General features: G+C 68.3%; 20 protein-coding genes. 6 read left to right on the top strand and 14 right to left on the bottom strand.

The window, feature by feature from the left end; genetic code table 11:
* Positions 1-4: 4 nt before the first annotated feature.
* The 6 genes from gap to ACPCUW_RS19310 all read right to left on the bottom strand — a co-directional run bounded on the left by gap (position 5) and on the right by ACPCUW_RS19310 (position 7,658).
* Positions 5-1,024 carry a type I glyceraldehyde-3-phosphate dehydrogenase gene (gene gap / locus ACPCUW_RS19335; protein WP_030514032.1) on the bottom strand — a complete coding sequence of 340 codons (1,020 nt, stop codon included), beginning with the start codon at positions 1,022-1,024 and terminating at the stop codon, positions 5-7.
* Between the two features lie 467 nt (positions 1,025-1,491).
* Positions 1,492-2,475: a DNA-binding protein WhiA gene (gene whiA, locus ACPCUW_RS19330; protein WP_030514031.1), complete on the bottom strand. Its 984-nt coding sequence runs from the start codon at positions 2,473-2,475 to the stop codon at positions 1,492-1,494.
* A complete protein-coding gene (locus ACPCUW_RS19325) occupies positions 2,466-3,554 on the bottom strand; it encodes a gluconeogenesis factor YvcK family protein (protein WP_423426261.1) in 1,089 nt (362 codons plus the stop codon). The genes whiA and ACPCUW_RS19325 overlap by 10 nt, the downstream gene beginning before the upstream one ends.
* Entirely contained in the window at positions 3,551-4,492 is a 942-nt protein-coding gene (gene rapZ / locus ACPCUW_RS19320; RefSeq protein ID WP_051042714.1) for an RNase adapter RapZ, read from the bottom strand. The genes ACPCUW_RS19325 and rapZ overlap by 4 nt, the downstream gene beginning before the upstream one ends.
* A 104-nt stretch (positions 4,493-4,596) precedes the next feature.
* A complete protein-coding gene (uvrC, locus tag ACPCUW_RS19315) occupies positions 4,597-6,717 on the bottom strand; it encodes an excinuclease ABC subunit UvrC (protein ID WP_423426259.1) in 2,121 nt (706 codons plus the stop codon).
* An 86-nt stretch (positions 6,718-6,803) separates the two neighbouring features.
* The gene (locus tag ACPCUW_RS19310) at positions 6,804-7,658 is read right to left on the bottom strand and encodes a LysR substrate-binding domain-containing protein (protein WP_423426257.1); all 855 of its coding nucleotides are present in this window, start codon (positions 7,656-7,658) and stop codon (positions 6,804-6,806) included.
* Positions 7,659-7,729: 71 nt separating this feature from the next.
* Here ACPCUW_RS19310 and ACPCUW_RS19305 point away from each other — a divergent pair, with 71 nt between their 5' ends.
* Positions 7,730-8,770: a bile acid:sodium symporter family protein gene (locus tag ACPCUW_RS19305; RefSeq protein WP_104365120.1), complete on the top strand. Its 1,041-nt coding sequence runs from the start codon at positions 7,730-7,732 to the stop codon at positions 8,768-8,770.
* Here the strand turns inward: ACPCUW_RS19305 and ACPCUW_RS19300 are convergent.
* Entirely contained in the window at positions 8,748-10,037 is a 1,290-nt protein-coding gene (locus tag ACPCUW_RS19300; protein ID WP_423426255.1) for a winged helix-turn-helix domain-containing protein, read from the bottom strand. The two genes, ACPCUW_RS19305 and ACPCUW_RS19300, sit on opposite strands and share 23 nt — an antisense overlap.
* A 126-nt stretch (positions 10,038-10,163) precedes the next feature.
* Here ACPCUW_RS19300 and ACPCUW_RS19295 point away from each other — a divergent pair, with 126 nt between their 5' ends.
* Positions 10,164-11,834 carry an FAD-binding dehydrogenase gene (locus ACPCUW_RS19295; protein ID WP_423426254.1) on the top strand — a complete coding sequence of 557 codons (1,671 nt, stop codon included), beginning with the start codon at positions 10,164-10,166 and terminating at the stop codon, positions 11,832-11,834.
* Here ACPCUW_RS19295 and ACPCUW_RS19290 read toward each other — a convergent pair.
* Together ACPCUW_RS19290 and ACPCUW_RS19285 are read right to left on the bottom strand one after the other, a co-directional pair.
* Positions 11,831-12,421 (bottom strand): DUF6069 family protein, encoded by a 591-nt coding sequence (locus tag ACPCUW_RS19290; protein ID WP_063013352.1) that lies wholly within the window; start codon positions 12,419-12,421, stop codon positions 11,831-11,833. The genes ACPCUW_RS19295 and ACPCUW_RS19290 overlap by 4 nt on opposite strands.
* Before the next feature lie 137 nt (positions 12,422-12,558).
* A complete protein-coding gene (locus ACPCUW_RS19285; protein WP_064902661.1) occupies positions 12,559-13,278 on the bottom strand; it encodes a hypothetical protein in 720 nt (239 codons plus the stop codon).
* Positions 13,279-13,447: 169 nt separating this feature from the next.
* Between ACPCUW_RS19285 and ACPCUW_RS19280 the strand changes: the two genes are divergently transcribed.
* Positions 13,448-14,146, top strand: coding sequence for a haloacid dehalogenase type II (locus tag ACPCUW_RS19280; RefSeq protein ID WP_423426251.1), 699 nt, complete (start codon positions 13,448-13,450; stop codon positions 14,144-14,146).
* 97 nt (positions 14,147-14,243) lie between these two features.
* Here ACPCUW_RS19280 and ACPCUW_RS19275 read toward each other — a convergent pair whose 3' ends face one another.
* Positions 14,244-16,256 carry an MFS transporter gene (locus tag ACPCUW_RS19275; protein ID WP_423426249.1) on the bottom strand — a complete coding sequence of 671 codons (2,013 nt, stop codon included), beginning with the start codon at positions 16,254-16,256 and terminating at the stop codon, positions 14,244-14,246.
* A gap of 246 nt (positions 16,257-16,502) precedes the next feature.
* Between ACPCUW_RS19275 and ACPCUW_RS19270 the strand changes: the two genes are divergently transcribed.
* Positions 16,503-17,306, top strand: coding sequence for an ABC transporter ATP-binding protein (locus ACPCUW_RS19270; RefSeq protein WP_423426247.1), 804 nt, complete (start codon positions 16,503-16,505; stop codon positions 17,304-17,306).
* A gap of 100 nt (positions 17,307-17,406) precedes the next feature.
* Positions 17,407-17,820: a DUF3291 domain-containing protein gene (locus ACPCUW_RS19265; protein WP_063013358.1), complete on the top strand. Its 414-nt coding sequence runs from the start codon at positions 17,407-17,409 to the stop codon at positions 17,818-17,820.
* A 40-nt stretch (positions 17,821-17,860) separates the two neighbouring features.
* Here the strand turns inward: ACPCUW_RS19265 and ACPCUW_RS19260 are convergent, their stop codons facing one another.
* Positions 17,861-19,330 carry an amino acid permease gene (locus tag ACPCUW_RS19260; RefSeq protein ID WP_423426245.1) on the bottom strand — a complete coding sequence of 490 codons (1,470 nt, stop codon included), beginning with the start codon at positions 19,328-19,330 and terminating at the stop codon, positions 17,861-17,863.
* A gap of 100 nt (positions 19,331-19,430) precedes the next feature.
* On the opposite strand from ACPCUW_RS19260, the gene ggt reads away from it, so the two are divergent.
* Positions 19,431-21,374, top strand: a complete 1,944-nt coding sequence (ggt, locus tag ACPCUW_RS19255) for a gamma-glutamyltransferase (protein WP_423426244.1) — start codon at positions 19,431-19,433, stop codon at positions 21,372-21,374.
* Positions 21,375-21,378: 4 nt separating this feature from the next.
* Here the strand turns inward: ggt and ACPCUW_RS19250 are convergent, their stop codons facing one another.
* Genes ACPCUW_RS19250 through ACPCUW_RS19240 form a run of 3 tightly spaced genes read right to left on the bottom strand, consistent with a single transcriptional unit; the run spans position 21,379 to position 23,644 of the window.
* Complete coding sequence (locus ACPCUW_RS19250) at positions 21,379-21,882, bottom strand: PH domain-containing protein (protein ID WP_082940439.1); 504 nt, start codon at positions 21,880-21,882, stop codon at positions 21,379-21,381.
* Positions 21,883-21,886: 4 nt separating this feature from the next.
* Complete coding sequence (ribH, locus tag ACPCUW_RS19245) at positions 21,887-22,366, bottom strand: 6,7-dimethyl-8-ribityllumazine synthase (RefSeq protein WP_423426242.1); 480 nt, start codon at positions 22,364-22,366, stop codon at positions 21,887-21,889.
* 27 nt (positions 22,367-22,393) lie between these two features.
* On the bottom strand, positions 22,394-23,644 hold the full coding sequence (locus tag ACPCUW_RS19240; protein ID WP_063013364.1) for a bifunctional 3,4-dihydroxy-2-butanone-4-phosphate synthase/GTP cyclohydrolase II: 1,251 nt from the start codon (positions 23,642-23,644) through the stop codon (positions 22,394-22,396).
* Positions 23,645-23,651: the final 7 nt, after the last annotated feature.

The raw sequence follows: 23,651 nt of genomic DNA, 5'->3' as shown, positions 1-23,651 counted from the left end.
GGGTTTACAGCGACTTGCCGACGAGGCCGATCAGGTCGGCGAGACGGTTGGAGTAACCCCACTCGTTGTCGTACCACGACACGACCTTGACCTGGTCGTCGATGACCTTGGTCAGCGGCGCGTCGTAGATCGAGGAGTGCGGGTCGGTCACGATGTCGCTGGAGACGATCGGGTCGACGTTGTACTTCAGGATGCCCTTCAGCGGTCCTTCGGCGGCGGCCTTGTAGGCGGCGTTGATCTCGTCGATGCTCGCCGACTTGCGCAGCGTCGCGGTCAGGTCGGTGACCGAACCGGTCGGCACCGGCACGCGCAGCGCGTAGCCGTCCAGCTTGCCCTGCAGCTCCGGAAGCACCAGGCCGATGGCCTTCGCGGCGCCGGTGCCGGTGGGCACGATGTTCAGGGCGGCGGCGCGGGCGCGACGCAGGTCGCTGTGCGGGCCGTCCTGCAGGTTCTGGTCCTGCGTGTAGGCGTGGATCGTGGTCATCAGACCACGCTCGATGCCGAATTCGTCGTTGAGGACCTTGGCCAGCGGGCCGAGGCAGTTGGTGGTGCACGACGCGTTGGAGATGATGTTCTGGCTGCCGTCGTACTGGCTGTCGTTGACACCCATGACCACGGTCAGATCCTCACCCTTGGCGGGCGCGGAGATGATGACCTTCTTGGCGCCGGCGGCCAGGTGTCCCTTGGCCTTGGTGGCGTCGGTGAAGATGCCGGTCGACTCGACGACCACGTCGACACCCAGATCACCCCACGGCAGCGCGGACGGGCCCTCCTTGATGGCCAGTGCCTTGATCCGCTGGTCGCCGACCACGATGGTGTCGTCGCCGTCGAGCGAGACGTCCTGCGGCAGCCGGCCGAGGATCGAGTCGTACTTCAGCAGCGTGGCCAGGGTCGCGTTGTCGGTGAGGTCGTTGACCGCGACGATCTCGATATCGGTGGTGCCGAGCGCTTTCTGCGCCTCCACCGCCCGGAAGAAGTTGCGTCCGATACGACCGAAGCCGTTGATGCCTACCCGGACAGTCACGTTATCGCTCCTCAGCTTTCAAGCGGATTCATTCCGATGCCAGACCACCCTAATGCCCGGCCATAACATCACGGACACGCCCCTGCCGCGACCTCACCGGCCCGACGCTGCGCCGGTGAGTGTGAGTTCACGCCTCTCGCACCGAACCGTGGCGGCCGCGGCCGCCGGCCCTGCCCATTCGCGGCGGGGATACCCATCTGCCAGGGTTTTCACCTGTTCCGGCTCAGCTGTTTCGGTGCCGGTGGGTTCGGTAGCACGAGCCTATCGCACCGCGCTCGCCCGCGAAGGCGCCACGAACGCAGCTTGTGGACAACCACGAACCTGTGGACAAACCGTCACTCGTGCGGGACAAGGGGATTCGCGACCACGGCACCGCTCGATTCACCCTCGGACCGGGAAATCGGCCGAGGGACCGTCATCACGAGGACGGTCCCGGGCCGATGCCGACCACCCGGGACCGGTCCCGCTCACGCGTCTTCGAGCAGTTCGGCGGTGACGGCCGATTCGGTATCGGGAATGCCCAATTCCTTGGCGCGGCGGTCGGCCATGGACAACAGGCGGCGAATACGCCCGGCGACGGCGTCCTTGGTCATGGGCGGGTCGGCCAGCTGCCCGAGTTCTTCCAGCGAGGCCTGGCGGTGCTGCACGCGCAACCGTCCCGCGGCGGCCAGATGATCGGGCACGTCCTCGCCGAGGATCTCGAGGGCGCGTTCCACGCGGGCCGCGGCGGCGACGGCGGCCCGGGCCGAGCGGCGCAGATTGGCGTCGTCGAAGTTGGCGAGACGGTTCGCGGTCGCGCGGACCTCCCGCCGCATCCGGCGTTCCTCCCAGGTCAGCCGCGTGTCCTGGGCGCCCATCCGGGTCAGCAGGGCACCGATGGCCTCCCCGTCACGGACCACGACGCGATCGGTGCCACGCACCTCGCGGGCCTTGGCCGAGATGCCCATCCGGCGGGCCGCGCCGACCAGGGCCAGTGCCGCCTCGGGGCCGGGGCAGCTCACCTCGAGCGCCGAAGAACGCCCGGGTTCGGTGAGCGAACCGTGGGCCAGGAAGGCCCCGCGCCAGGCCGCTTCCGAATCGCCGATGCTGCCGCCGACGACCTGCGCGGGCAGTCCGCGCACCGGGCGGCCGCGCACATCGAGCAATCCGGTCTGGCGGGCCAGCGCCTCGCCCTCCTTGGACACGCGCACGACATATCGGGAGGTCTTGCGCAAACCACCCGCGCCCAGCACGTGCACATCCGATCCGTAGCCGTAGAGCTCGAAGATCTCGCGCCGTAGTCGCCGCGCGATCGAGCCCATATCGACCTCGGCCTCGACGATCACCCGACCGCCGACGATGTGCAGGCCACCGGCGAACCGGAGTAGGGCCGACAGTTCCGCCTTGCGTGCACTCACCTGCGAGACGGACAGACGGCTCAACTCGTCTTTCACCTCGGCTGTCATCGCCACGAGACCCGCTCCTTTCCACCCAACACGGACCGCACCTGCTGGACCGGATGCCGTCCTTCGACTCGAAGCCCTGCCAATTCCGGCCGAGGTTGGCGGATCACCTGATCCAGTGCGGCGGCTAGCTTTCCAGGGTGGTGCCGGTCCGTCCCCGCCTCGGCGACATCAGCGAAGGTTACTCGTGCACGCAGCTGTTCGGCAGCTCTTGCCACATGTTCGCGCTCCCTACCCTCGGGTACGGAGCCGGAGTCCACCAGCACATGGTCGACAGCGAAATCCGGTGCGTGCTGGGACAATACATGCAGGTGCCGTTCGGCGGAGAATCCCGTGGTCTCTCCGGGCTCCGCCGCCAGGTTCAGGACCAGCACTTTCACCGCGTGCGTATCCATCAGCGCCTCCCGCAGATCCGGCACGAGCATGTGCGGAATGACGCTGGTGAACCACGATCCGGGGCCCAGCACCACCACGTCGGCGTGCTCGATCGCCGAGGTGGCCTCGGGGCTGGCCGGCGGGTCGGACGGGATCAGCCGGACCCGGCGCACCTTGCCCGGCGTGGTGGCCACCGCGACCTGGCCACGGATACACCGGCTGACCCGCGGGTCGGCCTCGAGGCCGGAGACGTCGGCCTCGATGGTCAGCGCGGTCGGCGACATCGGCAGCACCCGGCCGACGCAGCGCAGGATCGCGGCCATCTCGTCGAGCGCCGCGACCGGATCGCCGAGCACCTCGGCCAGCCCGGCCAGCACGAGGTTGCCGACCGAATGCCCGGCCAGCGCTCCGGTGCCGCCGAAGCGGTGCTGCGCGGTGCGCGCCCAGACCCCGTCGGGATCCTCGGCCAAGGCCGCAAGAGCCATGCGCAGATCACCCGGCGGCAGCATGCCCAGTTCGGCACGCAGCCGCCCGGACGATCCCCCGTCGTCGGCGACGGTCACGACCGCGGTGATGCGCTCGGTGAGCCGGCGGGCGGCGGTCAGGGTGGCGTAGAGACCGTGCCCGCCGCCCAGGGCCACCAGAGTGGGCTCTTCCGAATCGCCGTATTTTCCCGACGCGGAGGTGTCGTCACTATGGTCCGCGTCGTTCATTCGCGCCCCAGATCCCGGTGGACCACGCGGACGACGTCGGTTGAGGCACTGTCGGGCCGGCCCAGCAGTTCACCCAGCTCTTCGGCGATCGCCACGCTGCGGTGCTTACCACCGGTACACCCCACTGCCACGGTCATATATCGCTTACCCTCCTGGCGGTAGCCGCTGGTGGTCAGGTCGACCAGATGGCGGCACGTATTCACATAGTCGTCGGCGCCGGGCCGTGACAATACGTACTCGCTGACCACGGCGTCCTGCCCGGTATGTTCCCGCAATTCCGGGATCCAATGCGGGTTCGGCAGAAATCGGACGTCGAAAACCATGTCCGCGTCCAGCGGAACACCGTATTTGAATCCGAACGATTGGATCGTCACCTGCAGGGCCGCGGGTGCGCCGCCGCCGTAGGCCTCCTCCAACTTGCGGTGCAACTGATGCACCGACAGCGCGGTCGTGTCGATCACCAGATCGGCGGCGGTCTTGACCTTCGACAGGGCCCGGCGTTCCGCGGCGATCCCGGCCGAGAGGGTGCCGTCGGCGCTCTCGCTCTGCAACGGGTGGCGGCGGCGGGCGAAGCCGAAGCGCCGGATCAGCACATCGTCGGAGGCCTCGAGGAACAACAGGCGGGTGCCGACCCCGTTGGCCCGCAGCTGATCGGTGACCCCGGACAGGTCGCCGGTGAAGAAGCGGCTGCGCACGTCCATGACCAGCGCGAGTTTGGTGATCGGCGGATCGGCGGCGGCACCGAGCTCGATCAGCCGGCCGATCAGTTCCGGCGGCAGATTGTCCGCGACATACCAGCCGAGGTCTTCGAGGACTCGGGCGGCGGTGCCGCGCCCGGCACCGGACAGGCCGGTCACGATGACGACCTCGACCGGATGCGCATCGGGCTGCGGCCGGATGCCGGTACTCGCGTTGGGGTTCGATTCGACGCTCGTCATGTCCTATCGGGTTCCGTCCGTGGCTGCCATTCGATCATCCTGCCCGCCCCGACCGGCCCCGGCGGAGCGCGCACCGCCGGCGAAACCGAGCCGTGACCGAGACGTCATTCGGAGTTGAGGGCCGCGAGCACGGCCTTGGCCGTCGCCACCCCGATACCGGGCACCTCCGTGATTTCCTCCACCGTAGCCTGCTTGAGTTTGGCCACCGATCCGAAGTGGGTCACCAGTGCGGTGCGACGCGCCTCGCCCAGCCCCCGCACCGAATCCAGGGCCGACGCGGTCATCCGGCGCGAGCGTTTACTGCGATGGAAGGTGATGGCGAATCGGTGCGCCTCGTCACGCACGCGCTGCAGCAGGAACAGCGATTCGCTGGTGCGCGGCATGATCACCGGGTCGGACTCGCCCGGCACCCACACCTCCTCCAGGCGTTTGGCCAGCCCGATCACCGCGACATCGGTGATGCCGAGTTCGTCGAGCACCTCCGCCGCGGCCGCCACCTGCGGGGCGCCGCCGTCGACGACGTACAGATTCGGCGGATAGGAGAATTTGCGCGGCCGCCCCGTGGCCGGATCGATGCCGGGCGGTAGATCCGCGGGTTCGGCCTCGGCGGTGGCGATCGCCGCGGCGCCGGCCTGCGGATGTGGAGCACCGGTTCCGCCCGCGTGCTCGGCCGCATCGGCCTCCGCCGACGCCGCCGCACTGATTTCGTCGAGTTCCTTGCGCAGCCGATAGAACCGGCGCCGCGTGACCTCGGCGATGCTGGCCACGTCGTCGGAGCGGCCCTCGCCCGCGGCCTCCTTGATCGTGTAGTGCCGATATTCCGATTTGCGCGGCAACCCGTCCTCGAACACCACCAGCGAGGCCACGACATCGGTGCCCTGCACGTGGCTGATGTCGACACATTCGATGCGCAGTGGTGCGCTGTCGAGGTCGAGGGCGTCCTGAATACCTTGCAGCGCGGCCGATCTCGCGGTCAGATCGCCGGCGCGCTTGAGTTTGTGCTGGGCCAGCGCCTCCTGCGCATTGCGTTGCACGGTCTCCATCAGCGCCTTCTTGTCGCCGCGCTGCGGCACCCGCAGCGCCACGGCCGAGCCGCGCAGCCCCGACAGCCAGCCCTGCACCTGCTCCGGATCGCCGGGCAGCTCCGGCACCAGGACCTCGCGCGGAACCGCGGTGGCGGGAGTCTCCGTATCGGTGTGCTCGGCGAAGGCGGCCTGTTCGCCGTAGAACTGGGTGACGAACTGTTCCACCAGCGCGGCCAGCTCACTCGGCCCCCGGGCACCCTGGTCGATCGGCGCGGCGCCCGCGGCGTCTTCGGTACCGGCCCAGTTCAGGTCGACGGCGTCGCCGGATTTGTCGACCACCCAGCCGCGCTGGCCGCGCACCCGCCCGTCGCGCACGTGGAAGATCTGCACCGCGACCTCGAGTTCGTCGGAGGCGAAGGCGATCACGTCCGCGTCGGTGCCGGTGCCCAGCACGACCGCCTGCTTCTCCAGTGCGCGTTTGAGCGCGGCCACATCGTCGCGCAGGCGTGCGGCGGTCTCGAAGTCCAGATCCGCTGCGGCGGACTGCATTCGGCGTTCCAGCTCCCGCACCATGCGATCGGTGCGGCCGGACAGAAAGTCGCAGAAATCCTCGGCGATGCGGCGGTGCTCGTCGGCGTCGACCCGGCCGATACAGGGCGCCGAACATTTGTCGATGTAGCCGAGCAGGCACGGACGCCCGATTTGCCTGTGGCGCTTGAACACTCCGGCCGAACAAGTCCGCACGGGGAACACCCGCAACAGCAGATCCACCGTCTCGCGGATGGCCCAGGCGTGGGCGTAAGGCCCGAAATACCGCACGCCCTTCTTGCGAGCGCCCCGATAGACGAACACCCGCGGATATTCCTCGTTCATACTCACCGCGAGCATGGGGTAGGTTTTGTCGTCGCGGTAGCGCACGTTGAAGCGCGGATCGAATTCCTTGATCCAGTTGTACTCCAGCTGCAACGCCTCCACCTCGGTGGATACCACCGTCCACTCGACGCTCGCGGCGGTGGTCACCATCTGCCGGGTGCGCGGATGCAGCGAGGACACATCGGCGAAGTAGGAATTCAGGCGGCTGCGCAGACTCTTGGCCTTGCCGACATAGATCACCTGCCCGTAGGAATCCCGGAATTTGTAGACGCCGGGTTCGACGGGAATGGTGCCCGGTGCGGGCCGATAGGTCGCGGGATCTGCCACGGAACCAGGTTAACGACCGGCACCGACAGCGGATACGCGCCGTGACCGTGAACGGTGTGCGGCCGGTGACAGGCGCCGCGCGGTGGTCATCGGTGCATGCGGTGGGCGCCGGCGATGATCGCGTCGCAGAGCGCCTGTTCGGGTTCGGAGAGCCGGCTGTGTCGGCGCAGCAACACGAACTCCAGCTCGCCCAATTCCGGCAGCTTCTCGTCGTCGATCGCGAAAAGTCCTGGGGGAAGAAGGGTTTCGGCGTGCGCCACGACCCCCAGTCCGGCCAGCACCGCGGCCCGCAGGCCCAGCTGGCTGTCGCTGACGCAGGCGATCCGCCAGGTCCGTCCTTCCCGCTCGAGTGCGCGCAGTGCCACGTGGCGGGTCAGGCTCGGCGGCGGATAGGTCACCACGGGGACCGGGTCGACGATGTCGCCGACACCCGAACGCCCGGCCCACACCAGCCGGTCGCGCCACAGCAGTTCTCCGTGCCGCTCGCCCGGCAGCCGCTTGGCCACCATCAGATCCAGTTCGCCCGCCGCCATCCTCGTTTTGAGGTTCTCGCTGAGCCCGACGATCAGTTCCAGATCCACCCCCGGATGCGACCGCTGGAATTCCAGCAGGACGTCGGGCAGTTCGCGCGCGACCAGATCGTCGGAGGCGCCCAGCCGGATCAATCCGGTGAGCCGGGAATCGGAGAAGTAGCAGTCGGCCTCGGCCTGTGCGTCGAGGATGTTGCGCGCGAAACCGACCATCGCGGCACCATCGGCGGTCAGCGCCAGATTGCGGGTGTCGCGGCGGATCAGTTCGCGGCCGGCGGTCTGCTCGAGCCGGGCGATATGCCCGCTGACCGTGGACTGGCGCAGGCCCAGGATGCGGCCCGCCGCGGTGAACCCGCCGGCGCGTTCGACCGCCAGGAAGGTGCGCAGTAATTCCGGATCGAACACATTCATCACGCTACTCGTTCATAGATATCGCTTCCATCGACTTTGGCGATCAGTAATGGACGTCGTACCGTGGCGAGGTGACGTTGCTGGCCAAACTCCGTATCGACGGGTTCCTGCTGGGCTTGTTCGCGGCGATGGCGATCGGCCTGATCCTGCCCGCTCGCGGCGGCGCGGCCGACGTACTGGAGTGGGGCACCAAGGTAGCGATCGCGGTGTTGTTCCTGCTGTACGGCGCCCGGCTCGAACCGCGTGAGGCGCTCGCGGGCCTGCGGCACTGGCGATTGCACACGACGGTGCTCGCCGCGACCTACATCCTGTTCCCGCTGCTCGGCCTGGCGATGCGACTGCTGGTCCCCTCGGTGCTCAGCGACGAGCTCTACACGGGAATGCTCTACCTGTGCCTGCTGCCCTCGACGGTGCAGTCCTCGATCGCGTTCACCGCCATCGCGCGCGGCAACGTCGCGGCCGCGGTGGTCAGCGCATCGGTGTCGAACCTGCTGGGCGTGTTCCTGACACCGCTGCTGGTGATGCTGCTGATGCAGACCACCGGCGACGCCACCGTCTCGCCGATGTCGATCGTGCAGATCGTGGTGCAACTGCTGCTGCCGTTCATCGCCGGTCAGCTGCTCCGGCCGAAGCTGCATCGCGTACTGGCGCACACCACCCTCACCAAGATCGTCGACCGCGGTTCGGTGTATCTGGTGGTCTACGCGGCCTTCAGCGCGGGCATGGTCGAACACGTCTGGCAGGGGCTGGCCGTGGGTCGTCTGTTGGCGGTCGTGGGTGTGGCGATCGTCCTGCTGGCGGTGGTGCTGGGCGTGACGGCGGGGGTGGCGCGGCTGTTCGGATTCGACCGGGCCGATCGCATCGTGGTGATCTTCTGCGGGTCCAAGAAGAGTCTGGCCACCGGCCTGCCGATGGCGACGGTCCTGTTCGCCGGACATCCGGTGGGCCTGATCGTGTTGCCGCTCATGATCTTCCACCAGATTCAGCTGATCACCTGCGCCGCGCTGGCCGGGCGGTGGGGGCGCGCGGCGGACGAGGCCGAGGCGGCCCGGACCGCGACCATCTCCCCCGATGCGGCGGTCCCCGGGATCACCCGGGCTCCGCGAACCTGACCCCGGCCGGCACCGAAACCCGTTCGCGGGCAGCCACCTCGACGGCCAGCGCCGCGGCCAGATCGCCGCGCTCGCCGACCACCACGGTCTCGAGCTCGAGCCACCCGGCCATCGCCTCCAGCTGCCCGGCCAGCTCGTGGGCGATGCGCGCGTGCGGCCGACCGGGTTCGGCGAAGGCGCCGAGCACGTGCAGCCGGCCGGTCGCACGGTCCGCGCGCAGATCCACCCGGGCCACCAGCTCGCCGTCGAGCAGGAACGGGAAGACGTAATAGCCGTGCACCCGTTTGTGTTCCGGGGTGTAGATCTCGATCCGGTAGTGGAAATCGAACAGCCGCTCGGTGCGCGGCCGGAAGAAGATCAGCGGGTCGAACGGGCACAGCAGTGCGGCGCCCTCGACCCGCCGCGGGATCCGCGTCCCGGTACGCAGATAAGCCGGCTTGTCCCAGCCGTCCACCCGCACCGGCTCGAGCTCGCCCGCGTCGACCAGCTCGGCCAGCGCGGGTTCACATTGCCGCCGATGCAGCCGGTAGTAGTCGCGCAGATCGGTCTCGGTGGCCACACCCAAGGCGTCGGCGGCCCGGAGGACCAGTTCGCGCACCGCATCCGGTTCGTCGACGCGGCGGCCGACGACCTCGGGCGGCAGCACGCGCTCGGTGAGGTCGTAATGCCGCTGAAAACCCACGCGCTTGTCCACCGAGAGCTCCCCGGTGGCGAACAACATCTCGCACACCACCTTGGTGTCGCTGTGGTTCCAGCCCCAATGATCCTTGCGCCGAGGGCGATTCAACTCTAGCCGGCGTTCCACCTCCGCCGCGCTGCACGCGCCGACCTGGTCGATCACGCTCAGCACCCGCCCGGGCAGGTCGGGATGCTCGTCGAGCACCCGGCGCGCCCCACCCCAGCGGCCGTGGGCGTACCCGGCCATCCGCCATCGCAGCAGCGGCCAATCCTCCACCGGAATCAGCGCCGCCTCGTGTGCCCAGTACTCCACGAGCCGCCGCGGCCGCCGCGCGCTGTGATCCCATATCGCCTCGTCGAGCAGCGAACGATCGTAGGCGCCGATCCGGGCGAACACCGGCGCGTAATGCGCGCGGACCACCGCGGCGACCGAATCCAATTGCAGCAGTTTGGTATTGCGGACGACTCCGAGCACCGCGCGGCGCGTCGACGGACCTCCCGCGCCGTCCGTCCGGTCGCGGTCGGTGGTGGCGAATCCCTGGGCGGCGAGTGCGGCCCGGCGGGCCGCGGCGGAGGTGATGGTGCGCACGCACCGAATCTGCCATGGGCCACCGACAGATATGGCGGAGCCGGGCTCGCGACGGCTCGAATCTGCTACCTTGAACACGTTCGATACACGAATGTATCCAAATCGCCCGAACGTGGAGGAGTACCCGTGGCGCCGTCACAACAGCCGGATGTCATCGTCGTCGGAGCCGGGCTGGCCGGACTGGTGGCCACCTATGAACTGACCCGGGCAGGACGGCGGGTACTGGTTCTCGACCAGGAGAATCGCAACAATCTCGGCGGGCAGGCTTTCTGGTCACTGGGTGGACTGTTCCTCGTCGACAGTCCCGAGCAGCGACGCCTCGGCATCAAGGACTCCTTCGCGCTGGCCTGGCAGGACTGGCTGGGTTCGGCCGGATTCGATCGCGACGACGAAGACCACTGGGCGCGCCGGTGGGCACGCGCCTACGTCGAGTTCGCCGCCGGAGAAAAGCGTCGGTACCTGCACGATCTGGGGTTGCGGGTCACTCCCCTGGTCGGCTGGGCCGAGCGCGGCGGCGCCACCGCCGACGGGCACGGCAATTCGGTGCCGCGCTTCCACCTCACCTGGGGTACCGGCCCGGAGTTGGTGCGCGTCTTCCTGGAACCGGTACTGGCCGCCGAGCAGCGCGGGCTGGTGGAATTCGCGTTCCGGCACCGGGTCGACGATCTGATCGTGGAGGACGACGCGGTGGTGGGCGTGCGAGGTAACGTCCTGGAACCGAGCGGACTGGACCGTGGCGTGGCCTCGTCGCGAACGACGGTGGGCGAGTTCGAATTCCGCGCCCCGGCGGTCCTGGTGTCCTCCGGCGGCATCGGCCACAACCACGAACTGATCCGGAAGAACTGGCCCACCGAACGGCTCGGCCCCTGCCCGCAGACCATGATCTCCGGCGTGCCCGCTCATGTCGACGGCCGCATGCTCGCGATCTCCGAATCGGCCGGCGGGCGAATCGTGAACCGCGACCGGATGTGGCACTACACCGAGGGCATTCACAACTGGGATCCGATCTGGCCCGATCACGCCATCCGCATCATTCCGGGCCCGTCGTCGCTGTGGTTCGACGCGAACGGAAAGCGTTTGCCCGCACCGTGTTTCCCCGGTTTCGACACCAATGCCACGATGAAGGCGATCCTGGACACCGGCTACGACTACTCGTGGTTCGTACTCACCCAGTCGATCATCGAGAAGGAATTCGCACTCTCCGGTTCCGAGCAGAATCCCGACATCACCGGTAAGGACCTCAAACTCACGCTCAAGAGCCGCGCCGCCAAGGGCGCGCCCGGCCCGGTCGAGGCGTTCAAGCGGCACGGCGTGGACTTCGTGGTCGCCGACACCCTGCCCGAACTCGTGCGCGGCATGAACGAGATCGCGCGCGGCCCGCAACTGGACGTCGCCGCGCTGGAACACCAGATCGTCGCCCGCGACCGCGAACTGGACAACAAATACAGCAAGGACGCGCAGCTGATGGCGATCGCCAACGCGCGTCGCTCACTCGGCGACAAACTGGGCCGGGTCGCGGCGCCGCATCGGATTCTCGATCCCGCACACGGTCCGCTGATCGCGGTAAGGCTCAACGTGCTGACCCGCAAGACGCTGGGCGGCTTGCAGACCAATCTGGACTCGCAGGTGATCCGCTCCGACGGCTCACCCTTCCCCGGCCTGTATGCCGCGGGTGAGGTCGCCGGCTTCGGCGGCGGCGGCGTCCACGGCTACAACGCCCTGGAAGGCACCTTCCTCGGCGGGTGCATCTTCTCCGGCCGCGCGGCCGGGCTCGCGATGGCCCGGCTGCCGCGTTAAGGCCGTTCCAGGCTCTTCGCCCCGACGGTGCGGGTCAGGCTGAAGATCGGCAGGCCGATCACCAGATGTTCGATGGCGGTGGTCACTCCCACCCAGATGTCGCTGGACAGCGTCAGCGGGATGACCACCGCCGCGGCGATGAGAATCCCGACGATCCAGGCGAAGAACATATCCGGCGACGGCGTGCCCAGATGCAGCAGATACCAGAGCACGCCAGCGAGCAGGGCGCAGAAGAAGGCCACCACCGCGAACCAGTACCCCTGCTCGGCCATCGGGTTCCAGACCCCGAACTTGCCGCTCTCGGTGGCGCGGGTGGCGATGACGTCGATGATCCACGCGCACAGCCAGGCCGCCAGCGCGGTCACGATCGCGGTGGCGAGTACCCCGCCCGCGAACATGCCCACGTTGACCTCGGGCCGCCGCCGCGGCGCGGGCTGCTGCCCGCCCGGCGCCCGGTAGGGCTGATAAGCGGGATCCTGCTGGTAGTAAGCGGGATCCTGCCGGTAGGCGGGGTCCTGATAGCCGCCCGGCTGATAACCGCTTTCGTACCGCGTGGTGTGCTGCTCACGCGGATCCTGGGGATGCACCGCCGATCACCTCCGTCGAATGTGTGTGCCGAGTCTAGGGCCACACCCGCCGCTCGGCGCGCCTTCGGCATACCCGGTGTCGCGGTCGCGTACACCCGTGCGCGGCCTTCGGTCGCTCCGATCCGGTGCGGAACCGATCAGGCTGGAAGCAAGCGTCTCTCGTAATCCGCGGCCAGTGCCCGCAGTGCGGCGGCGCCGTCGCCGGCGAAGCTGGAGCCGTGCATCACCGCGAGCGTCGCCGGATTCAACTCCGCCAGTCGGTACAGGGCGGCCGGTACCGCGGGGCCCAGTGACGTGGCTCGGAAGACGTCCTCGGCGAGTACGGCCGGACCGACCACATCGGATTCGGTGAGTGCGGGCCCGTCGCCCACCTGGGTCATCAGATCACCGCAGAACAGCACGCCCGTGGTCTCCTCGTAGAGCACCCGCGACTCCCAGTTGTGCGGTGCGTGCGGAGTGTCGATGTGGCGGACGCGCCGCTCACCCAGTTCGATGACCTCACCGTCGGCCAGCGGGCGCGGCGGCCGGTCGGCCAGATCGTCGATCGACACCTGACAACCGAGAATTCCGTGCGCCACCTGCGCGTGCGGCGCGGCGGCCAGGAACAGATTCATCGCCCCGCATTCGTCGGCCTCGACGTGGCCGAAGGTGATCCAGCGCAGCCGTTCCACCGGCACGATCGCAGAGATCTGCTCGCTCACCAGCGGGAACAGCGCGCGCATGCCGCAATGGAAAAGCAGCGGCTCCTCGTCGACGATCAGGAATTGGTTGAAGCTGAACCCGGTCGGCCCGACCTCGGGCACGAAGGTGGATATCCGGTAGATCCGATCGGCTATCTCATCGGTACGGGTCTGCATGATCTCGCTCCCATCCGAGGCTCGCGCACCGACGGCACCACTCTCCGCGGCGCGGACCCACGTCTCCGACGTCGACCCCCGGAACAAATGTTATCCAGATCACACGACGAGGGCGATAGCGCCGCCCGGCCGCGCGGCTCGCCGGACGACCGCAGCTACCATCGCGATCATGAACGACCGGCCGAAGGCGCTGCTGTTCGACGTGCAGGGCACCGCCACCGATTTTCACTCCACCGTGGTCGCGGCGGCTGCGGCGACGCTCGGGCAGCGCTATCCCGGCCGGGACTGGTCGGCGTTCGTGAACGATTGGCGCGCAGCGTATTTCCGCGGCACCGCCGCGGTCGGTGACCACTGGGTGAGTGTCGATTCGATCTATCGCGCGGCACTCGACGAACTCCTGACCGAGCGCGGTATGGATGCGCCCTCCGATGCCCGCGCCGAACTGAATTCCGCCTGGAAGCGCCTGGACCCGTGGCCGGACGCGGCGCCCGGCCTGACCCGGCTGCGACGCCGCTACACCCTCGCGACGTTGTCGAATGCCGACGTCGACGCGGTCGTCGGCATCACCCGGCACTGCGATTTCCCGTGGCACGCCGTGTTCACGGCCGAGATGGCAGGTGCGCACAAACCCGATCCCCGCACCTACCGCATGGCCGCACACTATCTCGGCGCGCAGCCGGGCGAGATCATGATGGTCGCGAGCCACAAGTACGACATCCGGGCCGCCGCCGCCCTGGGCTTCCGCACCGCCTTCGTCGCGCGGCCGCTCGAGTTCGGCGATCCGGCCCTGGCCGACACCGCGTTCAGCGACGAATTCGATATCAACGCAACCGATTTCGAGGACCTGGCCGACCAGCTGGGATGCTGAACCGCGGCGATCGAAGCCATCCGCCTGTGCCGTTGGGCGAACTCGAGGTCCGGAACGGGCGGCAGGCGCGTTCCGCACCTCGATTCACGTCGCGGAACTACCCCGCAGGCGCCGGCTCGGCAGGCGGCGCCGCTTCCCCCGCCGCCGATTCCGCTGCAGAGGCCTCCTTCCCGGCCTCGGTTTCCGCCAGCGCCACCAGTTCCTGTCGCACGCGCAGGTCGTGTTCGGCGGCATCGGCGGCGGCCCGCTTCGGACTCCAGCGCCCGGCCATCAGGAAGACGAACGGCAGGAACAGCACCTGGGCGATCAGGCAGATCCACCACCACTGCCGCCACTGCACCGGCGAGTCGGCGGCCGCCTGCTTCACCTCGGCGCCGTGCTCGGCGACATAGGCCAGATCATCGGCCGGCACGGTGGCCACCGCCTGCAACTGCGCTTGCGCGGTCACGAGTTTCGGGCCGACGGTACTGGCGACCGCGAGTTGATCGCGCGGAATCTGCTGGGTCGCGGTCAGCCGCCCCACCGCTTCGGCGGGGCTGATGCCGAATTTCGCCGCCACCTGACCGACCGCGGCGCCCGCGGCCCGCGCATCGTTCGGATTCACCGCCAGAGCACCGAGCGTGGCCGGATCCACGGCCTGCAGTGTCGCCAGCTCCTGCGGATAGCGCGCGTTCAACGCGATGGTGGCCTGGATGTCGGCGGGTGACGCGCCGGTCAGCTTGGTCAGCGCGGCCATCTGAGCGGCGGGATCGGCGGGATTGCGACCGAGTTGCGTCATGGTCTCGGCGCCGACGGTCTGGATGGTCGCCAGCTGCGCTCCGTGCTGCGCCTGGATCTCCTGCAATCGCGGACCGTTGTTGACCAGCGGTCCGGCCGCGTCGACCACCATCAGCAGACCGAACAGCGTGAAGGTCACCACCGTGCGCAGCACACCGCCCCACACGGCCAGCCCGACCGCGGTCGCGGCCGGATTGCGGCGCTCCACGGTTTCGGTGAAGCTCGCCATCCAGGTGGCGTAGGCGATGCCGCCGCCGACCGCGATGACCGTCATCACCCCCGCGAACGAGTAGTACCCGGTATCGGGATGATCGGTGTAGCCCAGGAAGACGTACAGCCCCGCGATGCTGATCAGGGCGCCGAGGATCATGAACGGTTTGCGCACCTTGAGGATGTCCGACACGATGCCGGTCACCACCAGCGCCACCGCGTTCGCGATCCAGTACCAGTTACCCAGTGCATTGGCCTGGGCCGGTGTGAAACCGAAGTTGGTCGCCAGATACACCGGCAGGAACGACACGATGGTGTAGAAGAATGCCAGGAAGATGCTGATGGCCAGGGCGGAGCCGACCACGTCGACCCGCATCATCTGCCGCCACTGCCCGCGTTCGAGCGCCTCGACGTCCAGGCCCTTGGCCCGCGCCTCGACCAGCGCCCGATCCCGCAGGCTCACCATCACCTGATCGCGCAGGCGCGGACTCAGTTCGCGCAATCCGATCACCGCGACCACGGCGACCGCACAGCTGATCACACCGCACAGGCGGTAGTGGAACTGCCAGTCCGGATGACTGTCGAGGGTGCGGGCGGTGATCTCGCTGGTGACGAGTGCGCCGATCACCGGCCCCAGGGTCCAGAATCCCATCGCCGAGGCACGGCCCAGCTGCGGTGAGAAGTCCCGGATCAACGCGGGGGTGGCCACCAGCACCGCGCCTTCGACCACGCTCACCACGCAGTAGACGACGAGATAGGCCATCTTCGTGGTCGTCGCCGGAAGCGCGAACAGGGTGAGCAGCGAACAGATCACCACCCCGTAGGCCACGATATTGGCTCGTCCCCAGCGGTCGAGCAGGCCCGCCGCCACCGAGGCCGCGGCGCCGAAGGCCGCGCCGATGATGAAGATCCACACGAAATAGGCGAACGAGAGGTGGAAGTACGCGATCAGCTGATTGCCGACCGCGCCCGCGACGAAGAGCTGGTAGTACAGCACGATCGAGGTGATCACCACGAGCGTCAGGTACCAGGAGCGGGCGGGAGTGTCGGGATAGTGCGGCAGTTTTCGCCGCCACAATCCGGTGAGCAGGGTGGGAGCGGCTGCTGTCGAGGTCGAGCTCATGGTCGAGATGCCTTTCTGGCCACGGCATCTCGTCGCGGGATGATCTCTTGTGATTCCGCACGAGCACCGGGTGGGAAAAGGGTAGCGGCCAATCGTGATCCACATCACTTTTCCGGCAACTCGATCGAACCGACCGACCCGATTGTGGGCACAAACCGACCGGTCGACGGTTGCCCGATATTCGCGGAGTTCCGTGTGCGCTTCGCGACCTATCAGCTTGTCTGAGGAGTTTGCTACCGTGGGCACATGGTCGACTCCCCCATCCTGCAGGTGGACGCCGTAGATTTCGTGCGCAACCGCAATCCGATCCTGTCCGCGGTCTCGCTCACCGTGCGCGCCGGCGAGCATTGGGCACTGCTGGGCCCCAACGGCGCCGGCAAGACCACGCTGCTGAAGATGCTGGGGGCGTTAGAACACCCCACCCACGGCAGTGTGCACGTCCTGGGCCATCGGCTGGGGCGGGTGGATATGCGCGAATTGCGTACCGCCATCGGCCATGTCGACCCCCGGCACAATCCGCCCTACCCGCTCACCGCGCACGAGGTGGTCGTGACCGGCCTGACCAATACCGCCGACATCAAGCAGCGCTGGTCACCGACGCCGGAACAGGAGGCCGAGGCGGATCGGCTCATCGAACTGATGGGACTGACCCATCGCCGCGACGCTCGCTGGCCCACGCTGTCCCAAGGCGAGCGCGGCCGCGCGCTCATCGCCCGGGCGCTGATCGCCGAACCGCGGCTGCTCCTGCTCGACGAACCGGCCACCGGACTCGACGTCGGCGGCCGGGAACAGCTCATCGACCGCATCGATCTGCTGCAGGCCACCCATCCCGAACTGGCGTCGGTTCTGGTCACCCATCACCTCGAGGAGTTGCCCCCGGCCACCACCCACGTGCTGTTGCTGCGTGCGGGACGCTGCGTCGCGAGCGGACCGGTGGACGAGGTGCTGACCAGCACCAATATCAGCACCTGTTTCGACCATCCCATCCGGCTGACCCGCACCGAGGACGGCCGCTGGCATGTGCGTGCGGAGCGCAGCGTGCGCGCCTGAGCCGGCTCACCACGCAATCTTGTCATTGACAAGATTGCGTGGGCGTGCGATGTTGGGCAGGCGACAGCACCACACTCCGACTCGTCGAAAGTTCACCGCCATGCCCACACTGCCCTGGGTCACTGTCGAGCGGCCCACCACCGATACCGTCCAGATCATGGCCTCGCGGCTCGAAGTCCGGTCACTGCGGCACGTCCCCGGATTCCTCGCGACCTCGATCGTGCTGCGGCGCCAGGCCCGCCGCTCCCCCGGCGCACTCGGCATCGCCCTGAAGGCCGATCTCACCCGCCGCACGTTCTGGACTCTGTCGGCCTGGACGGACCAGGCGGCGATCAGCGCCTACGCCCGGACCGATCCGCACGCCTCGGCCATCGTGCGCGCCCGCACGGTGATGCGCGAATCGACGTTCGTCTTCTGGTCCGTCCCGGCCGCCGACCTGCCGATCGAATGGTCCGAGGCGCAGCGCCGCATCGCCGAGGAGCGCGAAAAGCGAAGCAGCACAACCTCGTTGTGACCGTACGGGCCTCGGATCGGCGGCACGGTCCGAGGGCCGGTCAGTCGTCGACGGGGACCGATTCCGAGCGCCTGGCCGGCTGCTCGTCCTCGGGCGGTTCCCGCAGCCGCGCCACCTCCAGTACTCGCGAGCGGGCGGCGAACCAGCCGATGATCAGCGTCGGGATCAGGATCACCAGACTTGCCACCGTCCAGGTGCCGACGGGGTGGTCGAAGGCCATCAGCACCAGCATCGCGGCCAGGAACACCAGGGTCGCGATGCCGGTATAGGGGGCGCCGAACATGCGGAACGCGGGCCGTTCCAGCTCACCGCGCCGCCAGCGCCGGTACAGCGCCAGCTGGCACAGCACGATCGTCGCCCACGAGGACAGGATGCCCAGTGACGCGATGTTGAGCACGATCTCGAACGCGCGCGCCGGCACGATGTAGTTGAGCCAGATGCCGACCAGGGCGATCAGACTGGTCAGCACGATGCCGCCGTAGGGCACACCGCGGCTGTTCATCCGCGCGGTGAAACGCGGGGCGCTGCCGTTGACCGCCATCGAGCGCAGAATGCGTCCGGTCGAATACAGACCCGCGTTGAGACTCGAGAAGGCCGCGGTGAGCACGACCAGGTTCATCACCGAACCGGCATGCGGCACACCCAGTTTGGTGAAGAAGGTGACGAACGGGCTCTCGTCGGCGTGGTAGGCGGTGTAGGGCAGCAGCAGCGCCAGCAGGATCAGCGAGCCGACATAGAACACCGCGATACGCAGGATCACCGAGTTGATGGCGCGCGGCATGATCTGCTGCGGATTCTCGGTCTCCCCCGCCGCGGTGCCGACCATTTCCACCGCGGCATAGGCGAACACCACGCCCGAGGCGACCGTCACCAGCGGCAGCACCCCGGTCGGGAACCAGCCACCGGAGTGTGCGACCAATCCGAGACCCGTCGCGGCCCCGTCGACCCGGAATCGCCCGCCGAGGAAGACGATACCGATGATCAGGAACGACACCAGGGCGACGACCTTGATCAGCGCCGCCCAGAACTCGAGTTCACCGAACCATTTGACCGAGATCAGGTTCACGCTCAGCACCAGGCACAACGCGATCAGCGCCAGCACCCACTGCGGGATCGCGCCGAACGCGCCCCAGTAGTGCAGATAGGTGGCGATCGCGGTGGTGTCGACGATGCCGGTCATCGACCAGTTCAGGAAATAGGTCCAGCCGGCAACGAAAGCCGCCTTCTCCCCGTAGAACTCGCGCGCATAGGAGACGAACGACCCCGACGAGGGCCGGTGCAGGACCAATTCGCCCAGCGCCCGCAGGATGAAGAAGACGAAGACACCGCATACCGCGTACACGAGAAACAGTCCCGGCCCCGCATGGGCCAGCCGCCCGCCGGCGCCGAGGAACAGACCGGTGCCGATGGCGCCACCGATCGCGATCATCTGCAACTGCCGCGGCTTGAGGCTCTTGTGATAGCCACTGTCCTCCGCGGACAGGTGCGTCTGTGCTGGTGTCTCGCTCATCGGTCGGGGGATCCCTTGGTCGAGGTCGGGGCGGCTCGACGTTACCCGGTATGGGAACGACACCCCGCGTGGTGGGGCCGACGCGGGCTAAAGTGCCTGCATGAGGCGCACGCGAGCGATTCCGGGCGGCGCGAGCGTCGTCCTGCTGCTGATCACCGGGCTGCTCACGGGCTGCTCGTCCACCACCTCCGAGGCCGGCCGAAGCTGCGTCGAGGGTCCGGCCGGCACCCCGATCACCGTGGTGGCGGGACCCGCGGCGGGGGCGACGAATCTGGCCACCAATCCCGAGATCGCCACCGGCTATCGCAGCGGTATGACCCCGGTGCGCACGCACACCTTCGCGGTCTCCACCGCGAACCCGCTGGCCACCCACGCCGCCTGCGAGGTCCTGGCCGACGGCGGCACCGCGGCCGATGCGCTGATCGCCGCGCAGACAGTCCTGGGATTGGTCGAACCCCAGGCCTCCGGCATCGGCGGCGGCGCATTCCTGCTCTACTACGACGCCGCGTCCGGATCGGTCGACGCCTACGACGGGCGCGAGGTCGCGCCCGCCGCCGCGACCGAGAACTATCTGCGCTGGATCAGCGACACCGATCATTCGGTGCCGCAACCGAATACGCGCGCCAGCGGCCGGTCGATCGGCGTGCCGGGTGTGCTGCGACTGCTCGAGGCGGCCCATCGCGACCACGGCAAGCAGTCCTGGCGCGATTTGTTCGATCCGGCGATCTCGCTGGCGGACAACGGTTTCGACATCAGCGCCCGGATGGCGAGCCAGATCGCGCAGTCTGCCCCGGACCTCGCCCGGGACGCGAATGCCAGGCAGTACTTCCTGCAGCCCGACGGCTCCCCCAAACCGCGAGGCTTCCACCTCGCCGATCCGGCCATGGCGAAGACGTTGAGCGCCATCGCCTCCGACGGTCCCGACGCCTTCTACACCGGCGCGGTCGCCCGCGACATCGTCGACGCCACCGCGACCACCAGTGGTGGCCGTACCCCGGGGCAGATCTCGCTCGACGATCTCGCCCGGTACCAGGCGAAGAAGCGCACCGCCCTGTGCACCGACTACCGCACCCACCGGATCTGCGGGATGCCCAATCCGTCCTCGGGCGGCATCACCGTCGCCGCGACCCTCGGGATTCTGGAGAACTTCGATCTCGCCGGCCTGCCCCCGGACCGTCTCGACCGCAACGGCGGCACCCCGAAAGCCGAAGCGGTGCATCTGATCTCGGAGGCCGAGCGGCTGGCCTATGCCGACCGCGACAAGTACATCGCCGACCCCGATTTCGTCCCGCTGCCCGGCGGCTCACCCGCCGCGCTGGTGAACAAGGATTATCTGAAGCAGCGGGCCGCCCTCATCGATCCGAACCATTCCATGGGCACCGCGAAGCCCGGTGACTTCGGTCCGGTCCCGCTCGGCACCGGCGTGCAGCAACCCGAACACGGCACCAGCCACATCTCCGTCGTGGACCGGTACGGCAACGCCGCCACCATGACCACCACCGTCGAATCGGCGTTCGGATCGTTCCATCTGGTCGACGGATTCGTGCTGAACAACCAGCTCACCGACTTCAGCGCCGAACCCGCCGATGCGACCGGTACGCCGCTGGCCAACCGAGTACAGCCGGGAAAGCGACCGCGCAGTTCGATGAGTCCCACGCTGGTGTTCGATCGGGCGCCGGACGGGTCACGCGGACAGCTGGTGGACGTGACCGGTTCGCCCGGCGGTTCGGTGATCATCCAGTTCGTCGTGAAAGCGCTGGTGGGGCTGCTGGATTGGCAGCTGGACCCGCAGCAGGCGGTATCCCAGGTGGCCTTCGGCGCGGCGAACACACCGGTGACCGGCGTCGGCGGAGAACATCCCGCGATCGACGCCACCGACAACGGCGCCCACGACCCGCTGGTGCAGAAGCTGCGCGAGATGGGGCATCAGGTCTCGGTCGACCCGCAGTCCAGCGGCCTCAGCGCTCTGCAGCGCGAGAACGGCGGCTGGATCGGCGGGGCCGATCCGCGGCGGGAGGGCATCGTCCTGGGCGATACCCGCTGACGGCTCAGTCCTGCTGTGCGGCGGTGTATTTCGCGCCGAGTTCGCGGAAGCGGTCCATCGCGCGGGCGGCGTGATCCTTGTCGTTGACGCGGATCGCCAGCATCGGCACGTATTCGTCGCCGGCCAATTCCAGCCGTGCCCAGGCCTTCTTGTCCGGAATCGCGACGCCGCGAATATCGGCCCAGCGGAACTCGTTGTCGCCCAGGATGTTGCGGACCACCACGCCCTGCGGCCCGACGCGCACCCGCGGCCGGGTCAGCAGCAGCACGGCACCTGCCAGCAACAGCCCGAAGCAGATGATGGCGACCTGGTCGGCCCCGCGGAAGTTCACGCCGGTCGCCGAATTACTCGACAGCACCCCGGCCAGGACGAACAACACCGCGATCACCGCCGCCACGATGCGCGCGGTGCGCACCGCCCGTCGCGGGCGCACCTCGAGATCCCACTGCGGCGCCTCCGCCGCCGGGGGCTGGGGACCGCGTTTGAACAGGCGAACGACCGGCGGCATCGGCTCAGACTTCCCGGCGCAGCGCGCGCAGGGTCAGCGCCGCGTCCAATGCCGCCGCACCCGCCTGCTCGCCCTTGTTCTCGGCCGAATCCGGCAGGCCCGCACGGTCGAGGGCCTGCTCCTCGGTGTTCACCGTGAGCACTCCGTTGGTGACCGGTGTGCCCTCGTCCAGCGACACTCGCGTCAAACCGGCGGTGACCGCATCGCAGACGTATTCGAAATGCGGTGTCTCGCCGCGGATCACGACGCCCAGCGCCACGACCGCGTCGTGCGTGCGGGCCAGCGCCTGCGCGACTACCGGCAACTCCATCGCCCCGGCACAGCGCACCACGGTGATCTGCTCGACGCCCGCTTCCCGGGCCACCCGCTCGGCGTTGGCGAGCAACGTGTCGCAGATGGTGGTGTGCCAGCGCGAGGCGACGATGCCGACCGTCAGCTCCTTCGCGTCCGCCAGCGTGAACTCCGGTACGCCCGTACCGCTCATCGACCGATACCCTTCTTCGAATTCCGACTACTGTGCGGTCTCGCCGAGATCCAGGTCGTCCAAGCCGACCAGGTCGTGGCCCATCCGGTCGCGCTTGGTACGCAGATACCGCAGATTCTCGGCATTGGCGCGCACCGGCATCGGCACCCGCTCGGTGATGCTCAAGCCGTAGCCGTCCAGACCGACCCGTTTGGCCGGATTGTTGGTGAGCAGCCGCATCGACTTGATCCCGAGATCGACCAGGATCTGCGCGCCCGTGCCGTAGTCGCGGGCATCGGCGGGCAGGCCGAGTTCGATATTCGCGTCCACGGTGTCGTGGCCGGAATCCTGCAGCTGATAGGCCTGCAGCTTGTGCATCAGGCCGATGCCGCGGCCCTCGTGCCCGCGCATGTAGAGCACCACACCGCGGCCCTCGGCGGCGACCATCTCCATCGCCGCGTCCAGCTGCGGGCCGCAGTCACAGCGCAGCGAGCCGAAAACGTCGCCGGTCAAGCATTCCGAGTGCACACGCACCAGAACATCGTCACCGGCGTCGACGCTCAGATCGCCGCGCACCAGCGCCACATGCTCGACATCGTCGTAGATGCTCTTGTAGCCGACGGCCTTGAACTCGCCGTACTTGGTGGGGATGCGCGCCTCGGCGATCCGCTCCACCTGCTTCTCGTGCTTGCGGCGCCACGCGATCATGTCGGCGATCGAAATCAGCGCGAGCTCGTGCTCGTCGGCGAAGATCCGCAACTCTTCGGTGCGGGCCATATCGCCCTCGTTCTTCTGGCTGACGATCTCGCAGATCACACCCGCCGGACTCAGACCGGCCATCCGGGCCAGGTCCACGGCCGCCTCGGTGTGGCCCGGGCGGCGCAGCACTCCGCCGTCCTTGGCGCGCAGCGGCACGACGTGGCCCGGCCGGGTGAACTCGTCGGCGCGCGAGGCCGGATCGGCCAGCAGGCGCATGGTCGTCGCGCGGTCGGCGGCGGAGATGCCGGTACTGATGCCTTCTCGCGCGTCCACCGAGACCGTGTACGCGGTGCCGTGCTTGTCCTGGTTCATCGAGTACATGGGCGGCAGGCCCAGCCGATCGCAGTCCGCACCGGTCAACGGCACACAGATGTAGCCGGAGGTGTATCGGATCATGAAAGCCACCAGCTCGGGGGTCGCCTTCTCCGCGGCGAAGATGAGGTCGCCCTCGTTCTCCCGGCCCTCGTCGTCGACGACGACTACCGCCTTACCGGCGGCGAGATCGGCGACTGCGCGCTCGATGGTGTCGAACCTGGTCACGTCTGCT

The sequence above is a fragment of the Nocardia sp. AB354 genome (assembly GCF_049538315.1).
GTDB lineage: Bacteria > Actinomycetota > Actinomycetes > Mycobacteriales > Mycobacteriaceae > Nocardia > Nocardia nova.
The sequence above is the reverse complement of the archived record's forward strand: the minus strand, read 5'-3'. Positions and strand labels throughout refer to the sequence as shown.